Origin of the sequence: Kribbella turkmenica (assembly GCF_004348725.1) — a bacterium.
Lineage (GTDB): Bacteria > Actinomycetota > Actinomycetes > Propionibacteriales > Kribbellaceae > Kribbella > Kribbella turkmenica.
This window is the reverse complement of the sequence record NZ_SMKR01000076.1, coordinates 1-15,556: the sequence shown is the minus strand read 5'-3', so window position 1 is coordinate 15,556 and position 15,556 is coordinate 1. Positions and strand designations below refer to the sequence as shown.

17 protein-coding genes are annotated in these 15,556 nt (G+C 69.9%); 9 read left to right on the top strand and 8 right to left on the bottom strand.

Features of this window, described 5'->3' with window-relative positions:
- Positions 1-345: 345 nt before the first annotated feature.
- Complete coding sequence (locus E1218_RS18440; RefSeq protein ID WP_132321759.1) at positions 346-1,824, bottom strand: glutamate--cysteine ligase family protein; 1,479 nt, start codon at positions 1,822-1,824, stop codon at positions 346-348.
- 218 nt (positions 1,825-2,042) lie between these two features.
- Between E1218_RS18440 and E1218_RS18435 the strand changes: the two genes are divergently transcribed.
- Together E1218_RS18435 and E1218_RS18430 are read left to right on the top strand one after the other, a co-directional pair.
- Positions 2,043-3,401, top strand: coding sequence for a DNA polymerase IV (locus E1218_RS18435; protein WP_132321757.1), 1,359 nt, complete (start codon positions 2,043-2,045; stop codon positions 3,399-3,401).
- A complete protein-coding gene (locus E1218_RS18430; protein WP_132321755.1) occupies positions 3,391-4,338 on the top strand; it encodes a tetratricopeptide repeat protein in 948 nt (315 codons plus the stop codon). The genes E1218_RS18435 and E1218_RS18430 overlap by 11 nt, the downstream gene beginning before the upstream one ends.
- Here E1218_RS18430 and ddaH read toward each other — a convergent pair.
- Positions 4,307-5,080, bottom strand: coding sequence for a dimethylargininase (ddaH, locus tag E1218_RS18425; protein WP_132321753.1), 774 nt, complete (start codon positions 5,078-5,080; stop codon positions 4,307-4,309). The two genes, E1218_RS18430 and ddaH, sit on opposite strands and share 32 nt — an antisense overlap.
- Positions 5,081-5,150: 70 nt before the next feature.
- On the opposite strand from ddaH, the gene E1218_RS18420 reads away from it, so the two are divergent.
- Complete coding sequence (locus tag E1218_RS18420; RefSeq protein WP_132321751.1) at positions 5,151-5,660, top strand: hemerythrin domain-containing protein; 510 nt, start codon at positions 5,151-5,153, stop codon at positions 5,658-5,660.
- Between the two features lie 106 nt (positions 5,661-5,766).
- Here E1218_RS18420 and E1218_RS18415 read toward each other — a convergent pair whose 3' ends face one another.
- The 4 genes from E1218_RS18415 to E1218_RS18405 are packed head-to-tail and all read right to left on the bottom strand — an operon-like array spanning position 5,767 to position 8,690.
- Positions 5,767-6,498 carry an MBL fold metallo-hydrolase gene (locus E1218_RS18415; RefSeq protein WP_132321749.1) on the bottom strand — a complete coding sequence of 244 codons (732 nt, stop codon included), beginning with the start codon at positions 6,496-6,498 and terminating at the stop codon, positions 5,767-5,769.
- Positions 6,495-6,644 carry a hypothetical protein gene (locus tag E1218_RS36125; RefSeq protein ID WP_165949317.1) on the bottom strand — a complete coding sequence of 50 codons (150 nt, stop codon included), beginning with the start codon at positions 6,642-6,644 and terminating at the stop codon, positions 6,495-6,497. The genes E1218_RS18415 and E1218_RS36125 overlap by 4 nt, the downstream gene beginning before the upstream one ends.
- Positions 6,645-6,663: 19 nt before the next feature.
- Entirely contained in the window at positions 6,664-7,800 is a 1,137-nt protein-coding gene (locus tag E1218_RS18410; protein WP_132321747.1) for a saccharopine dehydrogenase family protein, read from the bottom strand.
- Positions 7,797-8,690 (bottom strand): SDR family oxidoreductase, encoded by an 894-nt coding sequence (locus E1218_RS18405; RefSeq protein ID WP_132321745.1) that lies wholly within the window; start codon positions 8,688-8,690, stop codon positions 7,797-7,799. Before E1218_RS18405 ends, E1218_RS18410 begins: the two co-directional genes overlap by 4 nt.
- 74 nt (positions 8,691-8,764) lie before the next feature.
- On the opposite strand from E1218_RS18405, the gene E1218_RS18400 reads away from it, so the two are divergent.
- Positions 8,765-9,352, top strand: coding sequence for a TetR/AcrR family transcriptional regulator (locus E1218_RS18400; protein WP_132321743.1), 588 nt, complete (start codon positions 8,765-8,767; stop codon positions 9,350-9,352).
- Here E1218_RS18400 and E1218_RS18395 read toward each other — a convergent pair.
- Positions 9,336-9,776 carry a MarR family winged helix-turn-helix transcriptional regulator gene (locus tag E1218_RS18395; RefSeq protein ID WP_132321741.1) on the bottom strand — a complete coding sequence of 147 codons (441 nt, stop codon included), beginning with the start codon at positions 9,774-9,776 and terminating at the stop codon, positions 9,336-9,338. The genes E1218_RS18400 and E1218_RS18395 overlap by 17 nt on opposite strands.
- A gap of 91 nt (positions 9,777-9,867) precedes the next feature.
- Here E1218_RS18395 and E1218_RS18390 point away from each other — a divergent pair, with 91 nt between their 5' ends.
- From E1218_RS18390 to E1218_RS18370, 5 genes are all read left to right on the top strand, one after another.
- Positions 9,868-10,335: a DUF2269 family protein gene (locus E1218_RS18390; protein WP_132321739.1), complete on the top strand. Its 468-nt coding sequence runs from the start codon at positions 9,868-9,870 to the stop codon at positions 10,333-10,335.
- 2 nt (positions 10,336-10,337) lie between these two features.
- Positions 10,338-10,589, top strand: coding sequence for a DUF3817 domain-containing protein (locus E1218_RS18385; protein ID WP_132321737.1), 252 nt, complete (start codon positions 10,338-10,340; stop codon positions 10,587-10,589).
- A gap of 9 nt (positions 10,590-10,598) precedes the next feature.
- Positions 10,599-11,402 carry an exodeoxyribonuclease III gene (xth, locus tag E1218_RS18380; RefSeq protein WP_132321735.1) on the top strand — a complete coding sequence of 268 codons (804 nt, stop codon included), beginning with the start codon at positions 10,599-10,601 and terminating at the stop codon, positions 11,400-11,402.
- 55 nt (positions 11,403-11,457) lie between these two features.
- Positions 11,458-13,539, top strand: coding sequence for a S9 family peptidase (locus E1218_RS18375; RefSeq protein WP_132321733.1), 2,082 nt, complete (start codon positions 11,458-11,460; stop codon positions 13,537-13,539).
- A gap of 440 nt (positions 13,540-13,979) precedes the next feature.
- Positions 13,980-14,939, top strand: a complete 960-nt coding sequence (locus E1218_RS18370; protein ID WP_132321731.1) for a sigma-70 family RNA polymerase sigma factor — start codon at positions 13,980-13,982, stop codon at positions 14,937-14,939.
- 66 nt (positions 14,940-15,005) lie between these two features.
- Here the strand turns inward: E1218_RS18370 and E1218_RS18365 are convergent.
- On the bottom strand, positions 15,006-15,556 hold a 551-nt coding region (locus tag E1218_RS18365), incomplete at its 5' end, for an endonuclease/exonuclease/phosphatase family protein (protein WP_132321729.1).

Sequence of the window (15,556 nt, the reverse complement as noted above, 5' to 3'; positions counted from 1 at the left end):
CGATACTGCGCTTGACCGTGGTCGGCATCCGCTGCATTTGCACCAGCTGTGTCGCGGTCGTGACGGACGGCTGATCGTCGTGCGGGCAGTACTCCACCACCGCCGCGGCCGTTGGTGCGGCAGCCACGCCGGTGCCCGAGTACTACCCGCGACGGGCCTCTCTAACCTTCCGGTGGCCACACCTTTGCAGGGCTGTCACCCGACGCGCCACCCCTGTAGTCCGGGTCGTTATCGAACTCCCCACCCCGTTGCCTTGGGCACCCGACGGAGCGTGACGGTCGGCTGTCCTACGTTGTCTCCCGGCTAACCGGTTCAGTGCTCACTCCTTCCCCGCCCCCGCCCCGGTCAGTCGACCGGCCACTCGTGCACGGGCGTGTTCGCGTGCATGTGCTCGGAGTACCGGCGGAGCATGCCGCGGAGCGCGTCCCGGCGACCGTGGGAACCCTTTGTATACAGTCGATGAAACTCGTCGGCCTGCCAGGCGGCACCGTTACGGTTGGTCAGGCAGCGTTGCTCGATGATGCCGAGCAGCCGGTCGCGGACCGCGGCGTCGACACCCCAGGCGTCCAGGCCCTGCGTGGCCAACGGCAACAGGCGGCGCAGCACCAGCTCGGTCGCGCGCGCGGTCCCGACGCCGGGCCAGAAGACCTCCGCGTCGATGCCGTGCCGGGCGGCCTCGTGGAAGTTCTCCTCGGCCGCGGAGAACGACATCTGCGACCAGATCGGCCGTTCGTCGTCGGCCAGCGCACGCACCAGGCCGAAGTAGAAGGCACCGTTCGCGATCGTGTCGACGACCGTCGGGCCGGCCGGCAGCACGCGATTCTCCACCCGCAGGTGGGGCTTGTCCCGGACAACGTCGTACACCGGGCGGTTCCAGCGGTAGATCGTCCCGTTGTGCAGCCGCAACTCCGAAAGGGCCGGGGTGTCGCCACGGTCCAGGACGGCGATCGGGTCCTCGTCCGAGGTGACCGGCAGCAGGGCCGGGTAGTAGCGGGAATTCTCCTCGAACAGGTCGAAGATCGAGGTGATCCAGCGCTCGCCGAACCACACCCGTGGCCGCACCCCCTGGGTCTTCAGCTCGTGCGTTCGGGTGTCCGCGGCCTGCTCGAACAACGCGATCCGGGTCTCCCGCATCAGCTCCTTGCCGAACAGGAACGGCGAGTTCGCGCCGACCGCGAGCTGCACGCCGGAGATCGCCTGGGCCGCGTTCCAGTACCTGGGGAACGCCTCCGGCGTGACCTGCAGGTGGAACTGCGTGGACGTGCAGGCGGCCTCCGGCACGATGCTGTCCGCGGTTACCGCGAGTCGTTCGACCCCGTCGATCGCGATCTGCACGTCTTCGCCGCGGGCGGCGAAGATCTGGTCGTTCAGCAACGCGTACCGCGGATTGGTGCTCAGCGCCTCACGGTGGATGTGGTCGGTCATCAGCGTCGGCAGGATGCCGACGATCACCATCGACGAACCGGTCCGGCCGGCCTTCTCCTCGGCCGCGTTCAGGCTGTCGCGGATGGCCGACTCCATCGTGTCCAGCCCGATGCCGTCGATCTGGCCGGGCGGCACGTTGATCTCGATGTTGAACTGGCCGAGCTCGGTCTGGAACGCGTCGTCCTCGATCGCGCTCAGCACCTCGGAGTTCTTGAACGCCGGGTCGTACTGCTCGTCGACCAGGTTCAGCTCGATCTCGATCCCGGTCATCGGCCGCTCGGGTGCGAACCTGGCCTCGCGCAACATCCGGGCGAACGCGTCCAGGTTCCGGTGGACCTGGTTGCGGAACGCCGTCCGGTCCGCCCGGGTGAACTCGACCCGGTCGACTTCCTCACCCATCTGCGCCTCCCGTGGTGGCCCCGTGGTGGCCCCGTGGTGCCATGGCCTCAGTCTGCCTGAAGGTGCCCGCGGATGTGAGCCGCAAGCGCGTGGTAGGTCACGCCGGGTGCCGCGAGCCGGCCGGGATCACCGGGGAGATTTGCCCGGAGCAACGAAACCGGCAGGCCCGGGGACGGGCCCGGTCGTGGACTGTCGGTGGTAACGGGGAGACTTGTCAGGTGCGTGGTGAACCTTCGGTCCTGCATGTCGACCTGGACGCGTTCTTCGCGGCCGTCGAGCAGCGGGACAAGCCGTCGTTGCGGGGCAAGCCGGTGGTGGTCGGCGGGATCGGCCTGCGCGGTGTGGTCTCGACGGCGTCGTACGAAGCGCGCAAGTACGGCGTCCGGTCGGCGATGTCGACGGCGGAGGCACGGTCGCGCTGTCCGCACGCGGCGTACCTCGGCCCGCGGTTCGAGGAGTACCGGCGGACGAGTCAGGCGGTGATGGCGCAGATGCGGACGCTGTCGCCGCTGGTCGAGCCGCTGTCGCTGGACGAGGCGTTCGTCGATCTGTCCGCGGCCGGGCTGACCGGACTGACGGTCGACGACGTGCACGCGATCGCGCTCGACCTGAAGGCCGCGATCCGGGCGGCGAGCGGCGGCCTGACCGCGTCTGTCGGCGCGGGCACGTCGAAGCTGATCGCCAAGATCGCCAGCGACCTCGACAAACCGGACGGCGTGGTCGTCGTACCGCCGGGGACGGAGGCCGAGTTCCTCGCACCGATGCAGGTCACGGTCATTCCCGGCGTCGGTCCCGCGACCGCGCAGCGGTTGAGCATGGCCGGCGTGCGGACCGTCGCCGACCTGCAGCAACTGGACGAGGACGAACTGATCCGCCAGGTCGGGTCGGCGCACGGCTCGAGCCTGCACCGGCTGGCGATCGCCGCCGACGACCGTCCGGTGGTGAGCGACCGGGAGACCAAGTCGGTCAGTGTCGAGGACACCTTCGAGACCGACATCATCGACCGCTCACTGCTGTCCGCGATCGCGGACCGGATGGCGCACCGCGTCGCCGAGCGCCTGCAGAAGGCGCAGTTGTCCGGGCGGACCGTGACGGTGAAGACCCGGATGCACGACTTCACCACCCACACCCGGTCGTCCACGCTGGCCGGGCCGACCGACGACGCGCGGGTGGTCGCCCGGGTCGCCCGCCGGTTGCTCGAGGAGAGCGACGTCTCCGGCGGCATCCGGTTGCTCGGAGTCGGTGTCTCGTCCCTGGCCGACTGGATCCAGGACGACCTCTTCACCGAGAGCGAGTACGCCGACCGGCCGCCCGAGGTGGTCGAGTTGCCCGAGCGTGTCCGCGACGTCACCGGCTACTACCCCGGCCAGGACGTCGTCCATCCCGACTACGGCCGTGGCTGGGTCTGGGGCTCGGGACTCGGCCGGGTGACGGTCCGCTTCGAGACCGCGGAGACGCCGCCGGGACCGGTGCGCACGTTCGCCGTCGACGACCCCGCGCTCGAAAATGTGGCTCCGGGCGGAGCCGATGAGGACGACGAACCCCGGAGCGGCCAGAATGGGCCGAATGAACGATGAACGGCGGGGGGTCTACCCGTTCTGCGCACCCTGCACCGCGTCGTCGATCGCCTGGCGTCCGCCGGACGAGGCCGGGGCCACCGGGATCGGGAGCCGCTTCTACGGCCACCGCGATGTCTGTGAGGACTGCGGCTCGTCGATCCGCACGCTGTACTCCACCTACCTGTGGATCCCGGTCGCGAAGATCGGCCGGTTCCGGATCATCCCGACCGGCGGCCGCGGCTACATCGGCCGCAAGGTCGTCGACCGGCCGGTGCAGACCGTCGTACGCCAGGACGCGGTGAGCGCGCATCCCGAGCTCGACGGCGATCCGGCGTACCAGCAGGCCGAGGCGTACTGGCGCGACAGCGAACCCGGCCGGGCCCTGCCCTTCTACCAATCCGCGCTGACCGACCGGGAGAAGAGGCTGCCGGCCGACGACCCGGCCACGCTGCGCGTGCGGCTGCGAGTCGCGCAGGGCCTGCTCGCGACCGCGAACTACGGCCGCGCGATCGCGTGGTTCGAGTTGATGACGCCGCAACTGGTCGAGGTGTTCGGGCCCAACCACGAACTGACCCGTGCCGCGACCGAAGCGGTCACCGGCGCGCGACTGATGGTCGGCGGCCCGCGCTCGGAGGCCAAGCTGCTCGCGAACATCGTCGCCGTCGACGAGCAGGACCTCGACCGGTACGACGCTCAACTGCTGCGCGACCGCGCCGCACTCGGGCGGGCGCTGATGGCCTGCGGTGAGATCGCCGACGCGATCGAGGCACTCACCCAGGTTGTCGACGACAGCATGCAGGCACTCGGCGCCTCACACCCGGACGCGGTCGTCTACCGCACAGCACTGGTGGACGCATGCCACGTGACCGGGACCCGGGGCCGGAAGCGGGACGTCCAAGCAGCCGAAGCGGCCCGGCGGTTGCTCAACGACGCAAGCGCACCGAGAGGCACGTGACACAGCCCTCGAGCTTCTCGAACTCGCTGATGTCGACGACCACCGGCGTGTAGCCCAACTGCTCGAACCTCGCCGCGGACTTCGGTGCCGACGCGGCCATCAGCAGACGCCCCTCCCCCAGCAGCACGACGTGCGCGCCCGATTCTTCCGGGACGGGTTCGAACACGTCGAACGCCCGCGGGTCGTCGACGAGCGGCTCGTACCCGACGACCGCGCCGTCAGGCAGTGCGGTCACCGCCGACTTCAGGTGCAGCACCTTCGTCACCGGCACCGCCCGCACGGTCGCGCCGAGCGGCTCGAGGGCCTCGGCCAGCTGGCGGATTCCGTCCGCGTTCGTGCGGCCGCCGAGACCGGCGTACACGGTGGTGCCGATCTTCAGGATGTCGCCGCCGTCGAGGGTGCCGGGCGCGGTGATGCGGGTGATCCGGTAGCCCTGCGCGGCCACGGTCCGCTCCGCGGCCTCGGCCTCCGGCCGGCGTTCGTCGGCGCCGGCGCGGGCGATCACCGCGAGATCGCCGTACACGACCATCGTGTCCTCGACGAAGACGCCGTCCGGGCATTCGTCGATCGCCGGCACCTCGACCGTGGTCCAGCCGGTGGTCACGAGTGCGTCGACGTACCGCTGCCACTGGCGGGCGGCCAGCCCGGCGTCGACCGGGGTGCGTTCGATGTGGGTGACGATTCCGTCGGCGAGCCGCGGACTGGGACGTCGGACCAGCGCGGTCGGCAAGGCAGTCGGCATGGCTGCAGGTTATCCGGTGAGGACCTGGGTACCTGCTCCGCAGACGTTCGAGATGCTTGGAGGGCGACGAATGCCGAAGATCCTGCCGGCCACGGGTGGGGACGTGGTGGAGATCATCCTCGCGGACCACCGCTGGTTCGAGGAGGCGCTGCGCGAACTGCGGGACGTGCGGAGCGACCGGGACGCCGTACTGGCCGACCTGGTCACGGTGCTGATCGCGCACGCGGAGGCGGAGGAGTCGAAGGTGTACCCGTCGCTGCGGCGCAAGGACGCGATCGACGCCGAGGAGGTCGAGCACTCCGAGCACGAGCACGACGAGGGCAACGAGGCGCTGCTGGCGCTGATGGAGGTCGAGGACGCCGGCAGCGAGGAGTTCAGCGAGAAGCTGCACGAGCTGTCCGAGGCGCTCTCGCACCACCTCGACGAGGAGGAGCGCGACGTCCTCAACCCGGCCCGCACCGACATCTCGGAGGAGACCCGTCGGCAACTGGGCGACGCGTTCGCGCAGGAGCGCGCCCGGTTGATCAAGTCCGGCTGCGGTGGCATCGCCAACGTGCGGAAGGTCGTCGAAGCAGCCTGACGCAAGCGGCTCGTCGGTCACCGGCCTCGCGCTCAGGTACGGGCCGTGGTCCCCCTGCAGGCGTCCGGCGGAACTTGCTGCACCGCTCGGCCCTGCGGCGCGCGGCTCACAGCGGAAGGATGAGCCCTTCGTCGGCCGCGATCACTTCACCGGTGAATTCCTGCTGTGCTTCGGTGACCGACACCGATCGGTCCGAGCCCGGCCAGAAGTGGGTCAGCAGCAGCCGCTTCGCTCCCCTGGCTGCGCGGGCAGCTTCGGCCGCGGTCATCACGTAGCGCGGCGTGGTCTGCGGCGACGGACCCTGCAGGGTGGCGTCGGAGATCAGCAGCTCGGTGCCTTGGGCAAGCTTCGTCAGCGCGGGGGACGGTCCGCTGTCGCCGGTGTAGCCGACCGAGACGCCCGGTGCGGTCAACCGGACGCCAGGGTTGGTGACGTAGTGCGGCAGCAGCACAGTCTCCAGCGTGAACGGGCCGATCTCTTTCGTCGTGGTCAGGTCGTGTACGTCGAAGACGGTCGCCGGATCCGGCGTGGGCTCGAGCGCTCGCAGTACGTCGACAACGCCCGGCGGACAGTGGAGCGGGATCGGCGCCGCGTCGCGTGCCGCGTAGTGCCGGACCCGGGCGAGCGCGCTCACGTCGACACAGTGGTCCGGGTGCTGATGCGTGACCACGACCGCGTCGACGTCGCCGCCCGGGCGGTGGCGCAGGAGCTGCGGGAGGGCGGCGTAGCCGAGATCGAGGACGACCGTGAAGCCGTCGTACTCGAGCAGGAAGCCGGCACACGCGCGACCGGGCTCCGGCCAGGCACCACAGGAGCCAAGGACGGTGAGCGACCTCACCGCGGCGCGAACGGCTGGTCGGTGGGGACGAGGTCCTTTCCGAGCGGCAGCACCAGCCAGATCAGGTTGAGACGCGTGTCCTCATGTCCTCCAGCCTGCCACCCGATGCGCGACGTACGCCGCGACCCCGGGATCCATCCGGGCATCCGGCTCCGCCGCTGACGGTCAGTACGCGTCGGCGCTCAGGGTGGCGAAGGTCATGCCCGCCCGGACCAGTCGTTGGCGGAGCGCTGGGCCCATAGCGGCGGCTGTGGTGGTCTGGCCGGCTGTCGCAGGCAGGTCGTCGAGTGCCAGGCACAGCGCGCTCTCGGCGAGCATCTTCGCGGTTTCGTCGTACCCGGGATCGCCGCCGGCCACCTCGGTGACGACCTGCTTGCCGCCACCGCGGCCGACGAAGCGGACGTTGAACCAGGACCTGGCACGCCGCTCCGCGCTGGGGCCCTCACCGGACCTGATCCGGTTGAGCAACGCCTTCCGTGCCCGCGGGACCTGGGCCGCCACCGCGAGCAGGGCGATCCCACCGATGCCTCCGGCAACCATCGGCAGGCGCTCGAACGCTGCGTAGTGCGAGTAGCGGAAGTCGGTCCCGTAGCGGTCGAGCAGGCGGGCGGAGTAGGCGACGATCTGCGGGTCGACGGTCGGCAGCGGAACGGCCCAGAAACCCTGTTGCCGGTGCAGCTTTCCGGGAACCGATCGGGCCGATCGGCCCGATGGACGCGGCTCGGCCCGGCCCCTGGCCCGGTGGGCCTCGAGGTTCTCCTTCGGCCGGGAGAACGCGGTGATCAGGGTCTGGAAGGTCCCGCCCGAGGGACGGGCACCGGCGCGCACCAGACCGTCGACCCGGATCGGGACGCCCTCGGGCAACTGCTCGACGGTGAACTGGACGCCGAGGTCGTACGGGATCGAGTCGAAGCCGCACGCGTGGATGATGCGAGCACCGGTTCGGACGGCGCGCTCGTGGTAACCGACGTACATCCGGTCGACGAACTCGGGCTCACCGGTCAGGTCGAGGTAGTCCGTGCCGGCTTCGGCACAGGCGGCGACCAGTTGCTCCCCGTACTGGATGTAGGGGCCGACCGTGGTGACGACGACGCGGGCCGACTCGGCGAGGGCTTTCAGTGACGCCGGGTCGGTGACGTCGGCGCGCAGGACGTCCCGGCCGAAGCCTTCCAGCTTCGCTTTGTTGCGTCCGGCAACTGCCCAGCGAAGGTCCGCGGGGGCGTGCTTCGCCAGGTACTCCGCGGTCAGGCTGCCGGTGAACCCGCTCGCACCGAGCAGGACGACGTCGTACCGGCGACTCATCGTCCGGCGGCCTTCTCGGCGTCGGCGCGGCCGCCCGCTCCGGAGGCACGGGTGGACTCGGCGAGCCCGCGGGCCTCGATGTCGGCGACGGCGGCCCGGTCGGCCCTCGGCACGCTGAACCTGGACCCGGCCTCGATCACGTGCGGGATCAGCCAGCGGAACACCTTCATCGCGCCGATCCACCCGGGCACGTGCACGGTCCGGCGGCGCCTCCTGATCCCGTCGGTGAACTTCTCCACGGCGAACTCCAACGGGTACACCCTGCTCGCCAGCGGCACCCCTGTCCGCACCGTGCCGAACACCGGGTGCTCGTCGACCCCGCGGACCATGTCGGTGTCCACGAACGTCATGTGCGCGACACCGACCCGGACGCCGAGATGCTTGAGCTCGACCCGCAGGGTGTCCCCCATCGCCTCGACACCGGCCTTGGCCACGTTGTACGACGCGAGTCCGGGGATGCGCACGATCGCCGCGAGGGACGACACCAGCAGCAGGTAGCCCTTGCTCGCCAGCAGATGTGGCAGCGTGAGGTGGACTGTGCGCCAGACGCCGTACAGGTTGACGTCGAGGACCCGCTCCCACACCTTCGGGTCCATGCTCCGGCTGAACCCCGGCGCCGCGATGCCGGCGTTCGCCATGACCACGTCGATCCGGCCGTACCGCTCGGCCACGGCCTCGACCGCGGCCCGCAGCGACTCGGTGTCGGTGACGTCGGCCTCCCACCAGCCGGCGTGCGGGCCGCAGTCCTCGGCGACCTTCTTCAGTTCGTCCGGTTCCAGCCCGATCAGCGCCAGGGTCGCACCCTCCTGGGCGAGCCTGCGCGCCACCGCGGCGCCGATGCCGCGAGAGGCTCCGGTGACGAGGACGACCTGGCCGGGCAACGGGCGCATCGCGGACCTCCAGCTTGTTGAGCGTGCACTCAACAGTAAATGACTGTTGACCGGATACTCAATAGACTGCCGGTATGACCCAGACCTCGTCCGCGCGGCTGCGGCCCGACGAGCGGCGCGCGCAGATCCTCGCGGCCGCCCGGCGTGTGCTGGTCGCCGACCCGCACCGGGAACTGACGGTCGAGCTGGTCGCCGCCGAGGCGGGCGTCTCCCCCGCGTTGGTCTTCCACTACTTCGGCTCGAAGAAGAAGTTCCAGTACGCCGTCATCGAGGAAGCGGCCGCGGAGGTGATGCTGCGGACCGCGCCCGACCCCACGCTGCCGCCCGAGGAACAGCTCCGCTCGGGCATCCGCGCGTTCGTCCGCGCCGTCCTGGAAGCACCACAGCTCTATCGGGTCACGCTGCTGATGTCGGCCGCCGGCGATCCCGACGTACGCGCTCTGCACTCGGAGATCCGGCAGGTCTTCAGCACCTGGGTGATCGGCGCCGTCGCCGAGCGCGGCAGCGACATCACTGCGGTGGTCGAGCTCGCCTGTCACGGCTGGCAGGGGTACGTCGAACAGACCCTGCTGACCTGGATCGACAACCCGACGATCTCGGCCGACGAGCTCGAGCACCTCTGTGAACGCTCGCTCGACGCGATCCTCACGACGACTCACTGAAGGCCGTCAGCGCGTCGAGCGTCGCCTCGGCCATCAGCGCTGCCTGGTCCGGCCCGACCGCATCCCGGAGACGTCCGTCGACCTCGTTGAGCACGGCCCGGCAGCGGTCGAGGAGTTCCTGCCCGGCGGCGGTGACCTGCAGATCGGCGGTCCGGCCGCGGCCGGGAGCGCTGCGGCGCTCGACCGCACCCATGTCCTGGAGCTGCAGCAGGGTCGACTGCATGCTCTGTGCGGTGATGCCGTCGCGGCGGGCCAGTTCGCTGTAGGAGAGGCCGGGCTGGTGGGCCAGGTGGCCGAGAGCCGAGAAGTGGCGCATCGACAGCCCTTGCCGGCGCAGCTCCGCGTCCGTCCGGTCGCGCAGCTGGCGGCCGAGCATCATCAGCAGCAGCGCAGGGCTGATCGGCGGCTGGCCTGTCTCCTCCATCGGCACATCATGCCAGCCGGCGCAGTTTCAGGCTGGCTGATACGTAGGTTACAGTCTACCTGAAACTCGATTCCCCGAGATCGGACTCCGCATGAACAAGTTCCTGCTCAGCGTGCACGTGCTGGCCGCCATCATCTTCGTCGGACCGGTCACGGTCGCGGCGAGCATGTTCCCACCGCTCGCCCGGCGCGCGCTCGCCGCCGACCAGCCCGAGACCGCCGAACTGAAAGTGCTGCACCGGATCAGTCGTGGGTACGCGATCGGCGGGCTGTCCGTCCCTGTCTTCGGGATCGCGGTCGGTGCCGGGCTCGGGGTGCTCACCGATTATTGGCTGATCGTGTCGATGATCCTCACCGCGATCGCGGCCGGTGTGCTGGCGTTCGTCGTCCTGCCGGCCCAGGGACGGGTGCTGGCCGCGGCCGACGGTGCGCCCGAGGCGCGCGACCGCGTACTCCCGCAGGCGAAGTCGTTGTCGATGACGACCGGCGTCTTCGCGCTGCTCTGGGCCGTGGTCGTGGTGCTGATGATCGTCCGGCCCGGCTCGACGACGGGGGTCTGACGATGCTGCGCGTACTCAAGATCGCGGCCGCCGTCGAGGCGATCAGCATCTGCCTGCTGTTTCTCAATCTCTTCACCGTGCACTGGCCCGCGGTCTCGTCGGCGCTCGGTCCGACGCACGGGACGGCGTACCTCGTGGTGATCGTGTCGGCGCTGGCGACGGCCGGTGCGACCACGCGGGGGAAGCTGCTCGCGTTGGTGCCGGCGGTCGGCGGGTATCTGGCACTGCGCAACCTGTCGGTGGACGCGCGTTAGGGTTTGGCTGTGCTGACGGTCGCCACGGTGAATGTGAACGGGATTCGGGCTGCGTACCGGCGAGGGATGGCGCCGTGGCTGGAGCGGACGGATCCTGACCTGCTGCTGATGCAGGAGGTCCGGGCGACCGGCGACGTACTGCGTGAGTTGCTCGGCGCGGACTGGCACCTCGCCCATGCCGAGCCGTCGATCGACGGGCACAAAGGCCGCGCCGGCGTGGCGGTCGCCTCGCGGCGGCCGGTCAAGGACGAGCGGATCGACGTGGGGCCCGAGCGGTTCGCCGGGTCGGGCCGGTGGATCGAGGCGGACGTCGTCCTGGACGACGGGTCGCTGCTGACGGCGGTCAGCACCTACGTGTTCACCGGTGAGTTCGAGACGCCGCCGCGGCAGGAGGAGAAGTACGCGTTCCTGGATGCGATCACCGCGCGGTTGACCGACCTGCGGGCCGACGGGCGGCACGTGCTGATGTGCGGCGACCTGAACATCGCCCACCGCGAGGTCGACCTGAAGGCCTGGAAGGCGAACCGGAAGAAGAGCGGCTTCCTGCCCGGGGAGCGCGCCTGGATGGACCGTTTGTTCGCCGCCGGCTGGGTGGACCTCGGCCGCCGGTTCGGCGGCGACGGACCCGGTCCGTACTCGTGGTGGTCCTGGCGTGGCAAGGCCTTCGACAACGACGCCGGCTGGCGGATCGACTACCAGATCGCCTCCCCCTCGCTGGCGCCCGCGGCCACCGGATGTTCGGTCCACCGCGCCCCGACGTACGCCGAGCGCTGGAGCGACCACGCCCCGGTCGTGGCGACGTACGGGCTCTAGTTCTGCTGTGGATATCCGGCGACCGGCGGTCGCCGGTTGCGGGTAGTCTCGCGGCATGCCCGAGAACGATTCTGTGAAGCCCCCGGTCGCCGCCCGGAAGCCGGTCGAGCGCCGTCACCACGGCGACGTGTTCGTCGACGAGTACGAGTGGCTGCGGGACAAGTCCGACGACGAGGTGCTGGGGTACCTGCGCGCCGAGAACGCCTACACCGAGGCCCGCACGACCCACCTGGAATCGTTGCGTGAGGCAATCTTCAAGGAGATTTCGGACCGCACCCTGCAGACCGACCTGAGCGTGCCGGCCCGGCGCGGCGGGTACTGGTACTACTCGCGCACGGTCGAGGGCAAGCAGTACGCGATCCACTGCCGGGTCAAGGCCGACGGCGACGAGCCGCCCGCGACCGACGGCGAGATCCCCGGCGAAGAGGTGATGCTCGACGGCAACGAGGTGGCCGGCGACTCCGAGTTCTTCTCCCTCGGCACGGTCGACGTCTCCCCCGACGGCCGGCTGATGGCCTACTCGGTCGACCTCAAGGGCGACGAGCGGTTCACGCTGCGGATCAAGGACCTGGCGACCGGCGAGCTGCTGCCGGACGAGCTGCCCGAGGTCCATTACGGCTCGGCCTGGTCCGCCGACGGGTCGACGATCTTCTACACGAAGGTCGACGACGCCTGGCGGCCGTACCAGGTGTGGCGGCACGCCCTCGGTGCCGCTGACGACGTCCTGGTGATGGAGGAGCCGGACGAGCGGTTCTGGGTCGGCGTCGACCTGACCCGCAACGAGCAGGCGATCATGATCGCCCTCGGCAGCAAGCTGACCAGCGAGGTCTGGCTGCTCGACGCCAACGACCCGGCCGGCCGGCCGGTCGTGGTCGCGCCCCGCCGCGAGGGCGTCGAGTACGACGTCGAGCACGCGGGCGACCAGCTGCTGATCACGCACAACGCGGACGCGGCCAACTTCTCCCTCGCGACCGCCTCGCTCGACTCCCCCGGCGCGTGGACCACGCTGATCCAGGGCGATGAGACCAGTCGGCTGCTCGGTGTCGACGCGTTCGCCGACCACGTGATCCTCTACCGCCGGCGCGACGCGCTCACCGAGCTGGCGATCATGCGCCGTACGCCGGACGGCTTCGGCGCACCGGAGACGCTCGAGTTCGGCGAGCCGATCTACACGGTCTCCCCCGGGCGCAACGACGAGTGGCACGACACCCGCTACCGCTTCGGCTACACGTCGCTGGTCACCCCGGGTTCGACGTACGACGTGGACGTCGCGACCGGTGAGCGGCGGTTGCTGAAGCAGCAGCCGGTCCTCGGTGGGGTCGACCTCGGCGCCTACACGCAGTACCGGGAGTGGGCGACCACGGCCGACGGGACCTCGGTGCCGATCTCGCTGGTGGCGCGCAAGGACGTCGCCAAGGACGGGAACGCGCCGGTCGTGCTGTACGGGTACGGGTCCTACGAGAGCTCGATGGATCCGTGGTTCTCGATCCCCCGGCTCTCGCTGCTGGACCGCGGTGTGGTGTTCGCGATCGCGCACGTCCGTGGCGGAGGTGAGCTCGGGCGGCACTGGTACGACGACGGGAAGATGCTGACCAAGCGGAACACCTTCACCGACTTCGTCACGGTCGCCGAGCACCTGGTCAAGGACGGCTGGACGCGGCCGGAGCGGATCGTCGCGCACGGTGGCAGCGCGGGCGGTCTGCTGATGGGCGCGGCGGCGAACCTGGCGCCGGGCGCGTTCGGCGGGATCGTCGCGGAGGTGCCGTTCGTGGACGCGCTGACGACGATCCTCGACCCGTCGCTCCCGCTGACCGTGATCGAGTGGGAGGAATGGGGGAATCCGCTCGAGGACGCCGCGGTGTACGAGTACATGAAGTCCTACTCGCCGTACGAGAACGTCACCGCGCAGGAGTATCCGCGGATCCTGGCGATCACCAGTCTGAACGACACCCGGGTGTTCTTCGTCGAGCCGGCCAAGTGGGTCGCGAAACTCCGCGCCACCGCCACCGGAAACGTCGACGTCCTGCTGAAAACCGAAATGGAAGCCGGCCACGGCGGCCGTTCCGGCCGTTACGACGCCTGGCGTGAACTGGCGTTCACGCTCTCCTGGGAACTGGACACCCTGGGCCTCGCCTGACCACCTCGGCAGGCCCGCCGGCGCGGCGGGCCTGCCGCCCACCGCGCCGAGTGGCTCGTTGACCGTTTCGTGCGGGAACGCCGCGGGTACCTGCGGCCTTGCTGTTCGATGGAGAGCTCAACGGTGTGTTGTGCAACACATTCGGCGACCGGAAAGGCCGGGATTCTGCCCAGATTCTCAGCCTCCGGTAGCGGAGTCCCGCCGGCCCGGTCGGTGGAATTCCGGCGAAAAGCCGCGGAAGGTGCGTGATCACACCGAAATGCGCGCATGTTCGGGCCCCGGCGTCCGGCAAGCGGCCACGGCGGGGCTGCAGACCCTGGTTTCCGCACCTGGTCGGTGCCGGGAACTCTCAGGGAACGTTCAGGCTGTTTACACACTCGTCGTGGAATCTTGAACCTCACTCGAACGTTGCTCTCCATGTAACGACGAAGGGAGTTTCGGTGGCTCGCACGACTCGTGTTCGCACCGCGGACGACGGCATCGACGGCAAGGACAGCGTCGGTCTCTACCTCGAAGAGATCGCGCGCACGCCCCTGCTGACGGCTGAGGAAGAGGTCGAGCTCGCTGAGACGGTCGAGGCAGGTCTCCTCGCGGAGCAACTGCTGGCCGAGGGGCGGGTTGGACGGAAGAAGGGCGGAGCGCCCAAATATGCGACGGAGGAAGAGCTGCAGTGGCTGGCCGACGAGGGCCAGCGCGCGCAGCAGCGGTTCGTGACCGCGAACCTCCGGCTGGTGGTCTCGATCGCCCGCCGCTACGGACGGTCGCAGATGCCGCTGCTGGACCTGGTCCAGGAGGGCAACACCGGCCTGATTCGGGCGGTGGAGAAGTTCGACTACCGCAAGGGTTTCAAGTTCTCGACGTACGCGACCTGGTGGGTGCGGCAGGCCATCACCCGCGGTATCGCGCAGCAGGCCCGGGTGGTCCGGCTGCCGGTGCACGTGGTGGAGCAGCTGAACCAGATCGGGTCCGCCCGGCGCACGCTGGAGCGCAAGCTCGGCCGGGAGCCGGAGATCGACGAGATCGCGGCAGAGCTGGACCTGGACGAGGAGCGGGTCTCCGAGCTGATCCGGATCGGCCGGGACCACATCAGCCTGGACAACCCGATCGACGACGAGGGTGAGACCTCGCTGGGCGACCTGATCGCGGCCGAGACCGCGCCGGGGCCGGACCAGCTGGTCGCCGACGCGTCGGACCGCACGGGCCTGTTCAGCCTGGTCGACCAGCTCGACCCGCGGTCCGCGGACGTGATCCGGCGCCGGTACGGCCTGCACGACGGCCGCCAGGCGAAGCTCGCCGACATCGGCGCCGTGCACGGCATCTCCGCCGAGCGCGTCCGCCAGATCGAGCGCGAGGCTCTGGGCCGCCTGCGACTGCTGGCCGACCCGACCCTGGCCGCGTAGACCGGCACCCCGAAACCCCCAGCACAGGACCCCCGGCCGCAACCGCGGCCGGGGGTCCTTCCGGTCTCAGGGCAGGTGGACCCAGGACTCGACCGGCAGGTGGTCGCTCGGAAACTGCCCGTCCTTGCTGAAGGTGTTGATGGACGCCGTCGAAACGCGCACGCCCGGAGTGGTCAGGATCCAGTCGATCCGGGTGCCGTTCGGAGTCAGCGGCTTGTAGCCGTGGAAGGTGCCCCACAGGGCGCTCCGCCGTTCGGCCGTCACCCAACTGTCCGCCAGCTTGCCGCTGGTGACGAGCTTGTCGTACACGTTCACCCCGGCGGCGGCCGCCTCGTTGAAGTCGCCGGTCATGATCACCGGCAGCGTCGGGTCGAGTGCGGTCATCCGCTGCAGGATCAGGTCGGCCGACTTCGACCGCGCGGTCGCGTCGAACGCCTCCAGGTGCGTGTTGATCGCGTAGAACTCCTTCGACGTGGCCTTGTCCTTGAACCGCACCCAGGTCACCATCCGGGCGCAGCATCCGCCCCAGGTCTTCGAGCCGATCACCTCAGGCGTGTCCGACAGCCAGTAGTGGTCGTACTCCAACGGCTGCAGCCGGCGCTGTCTCTTATACACAA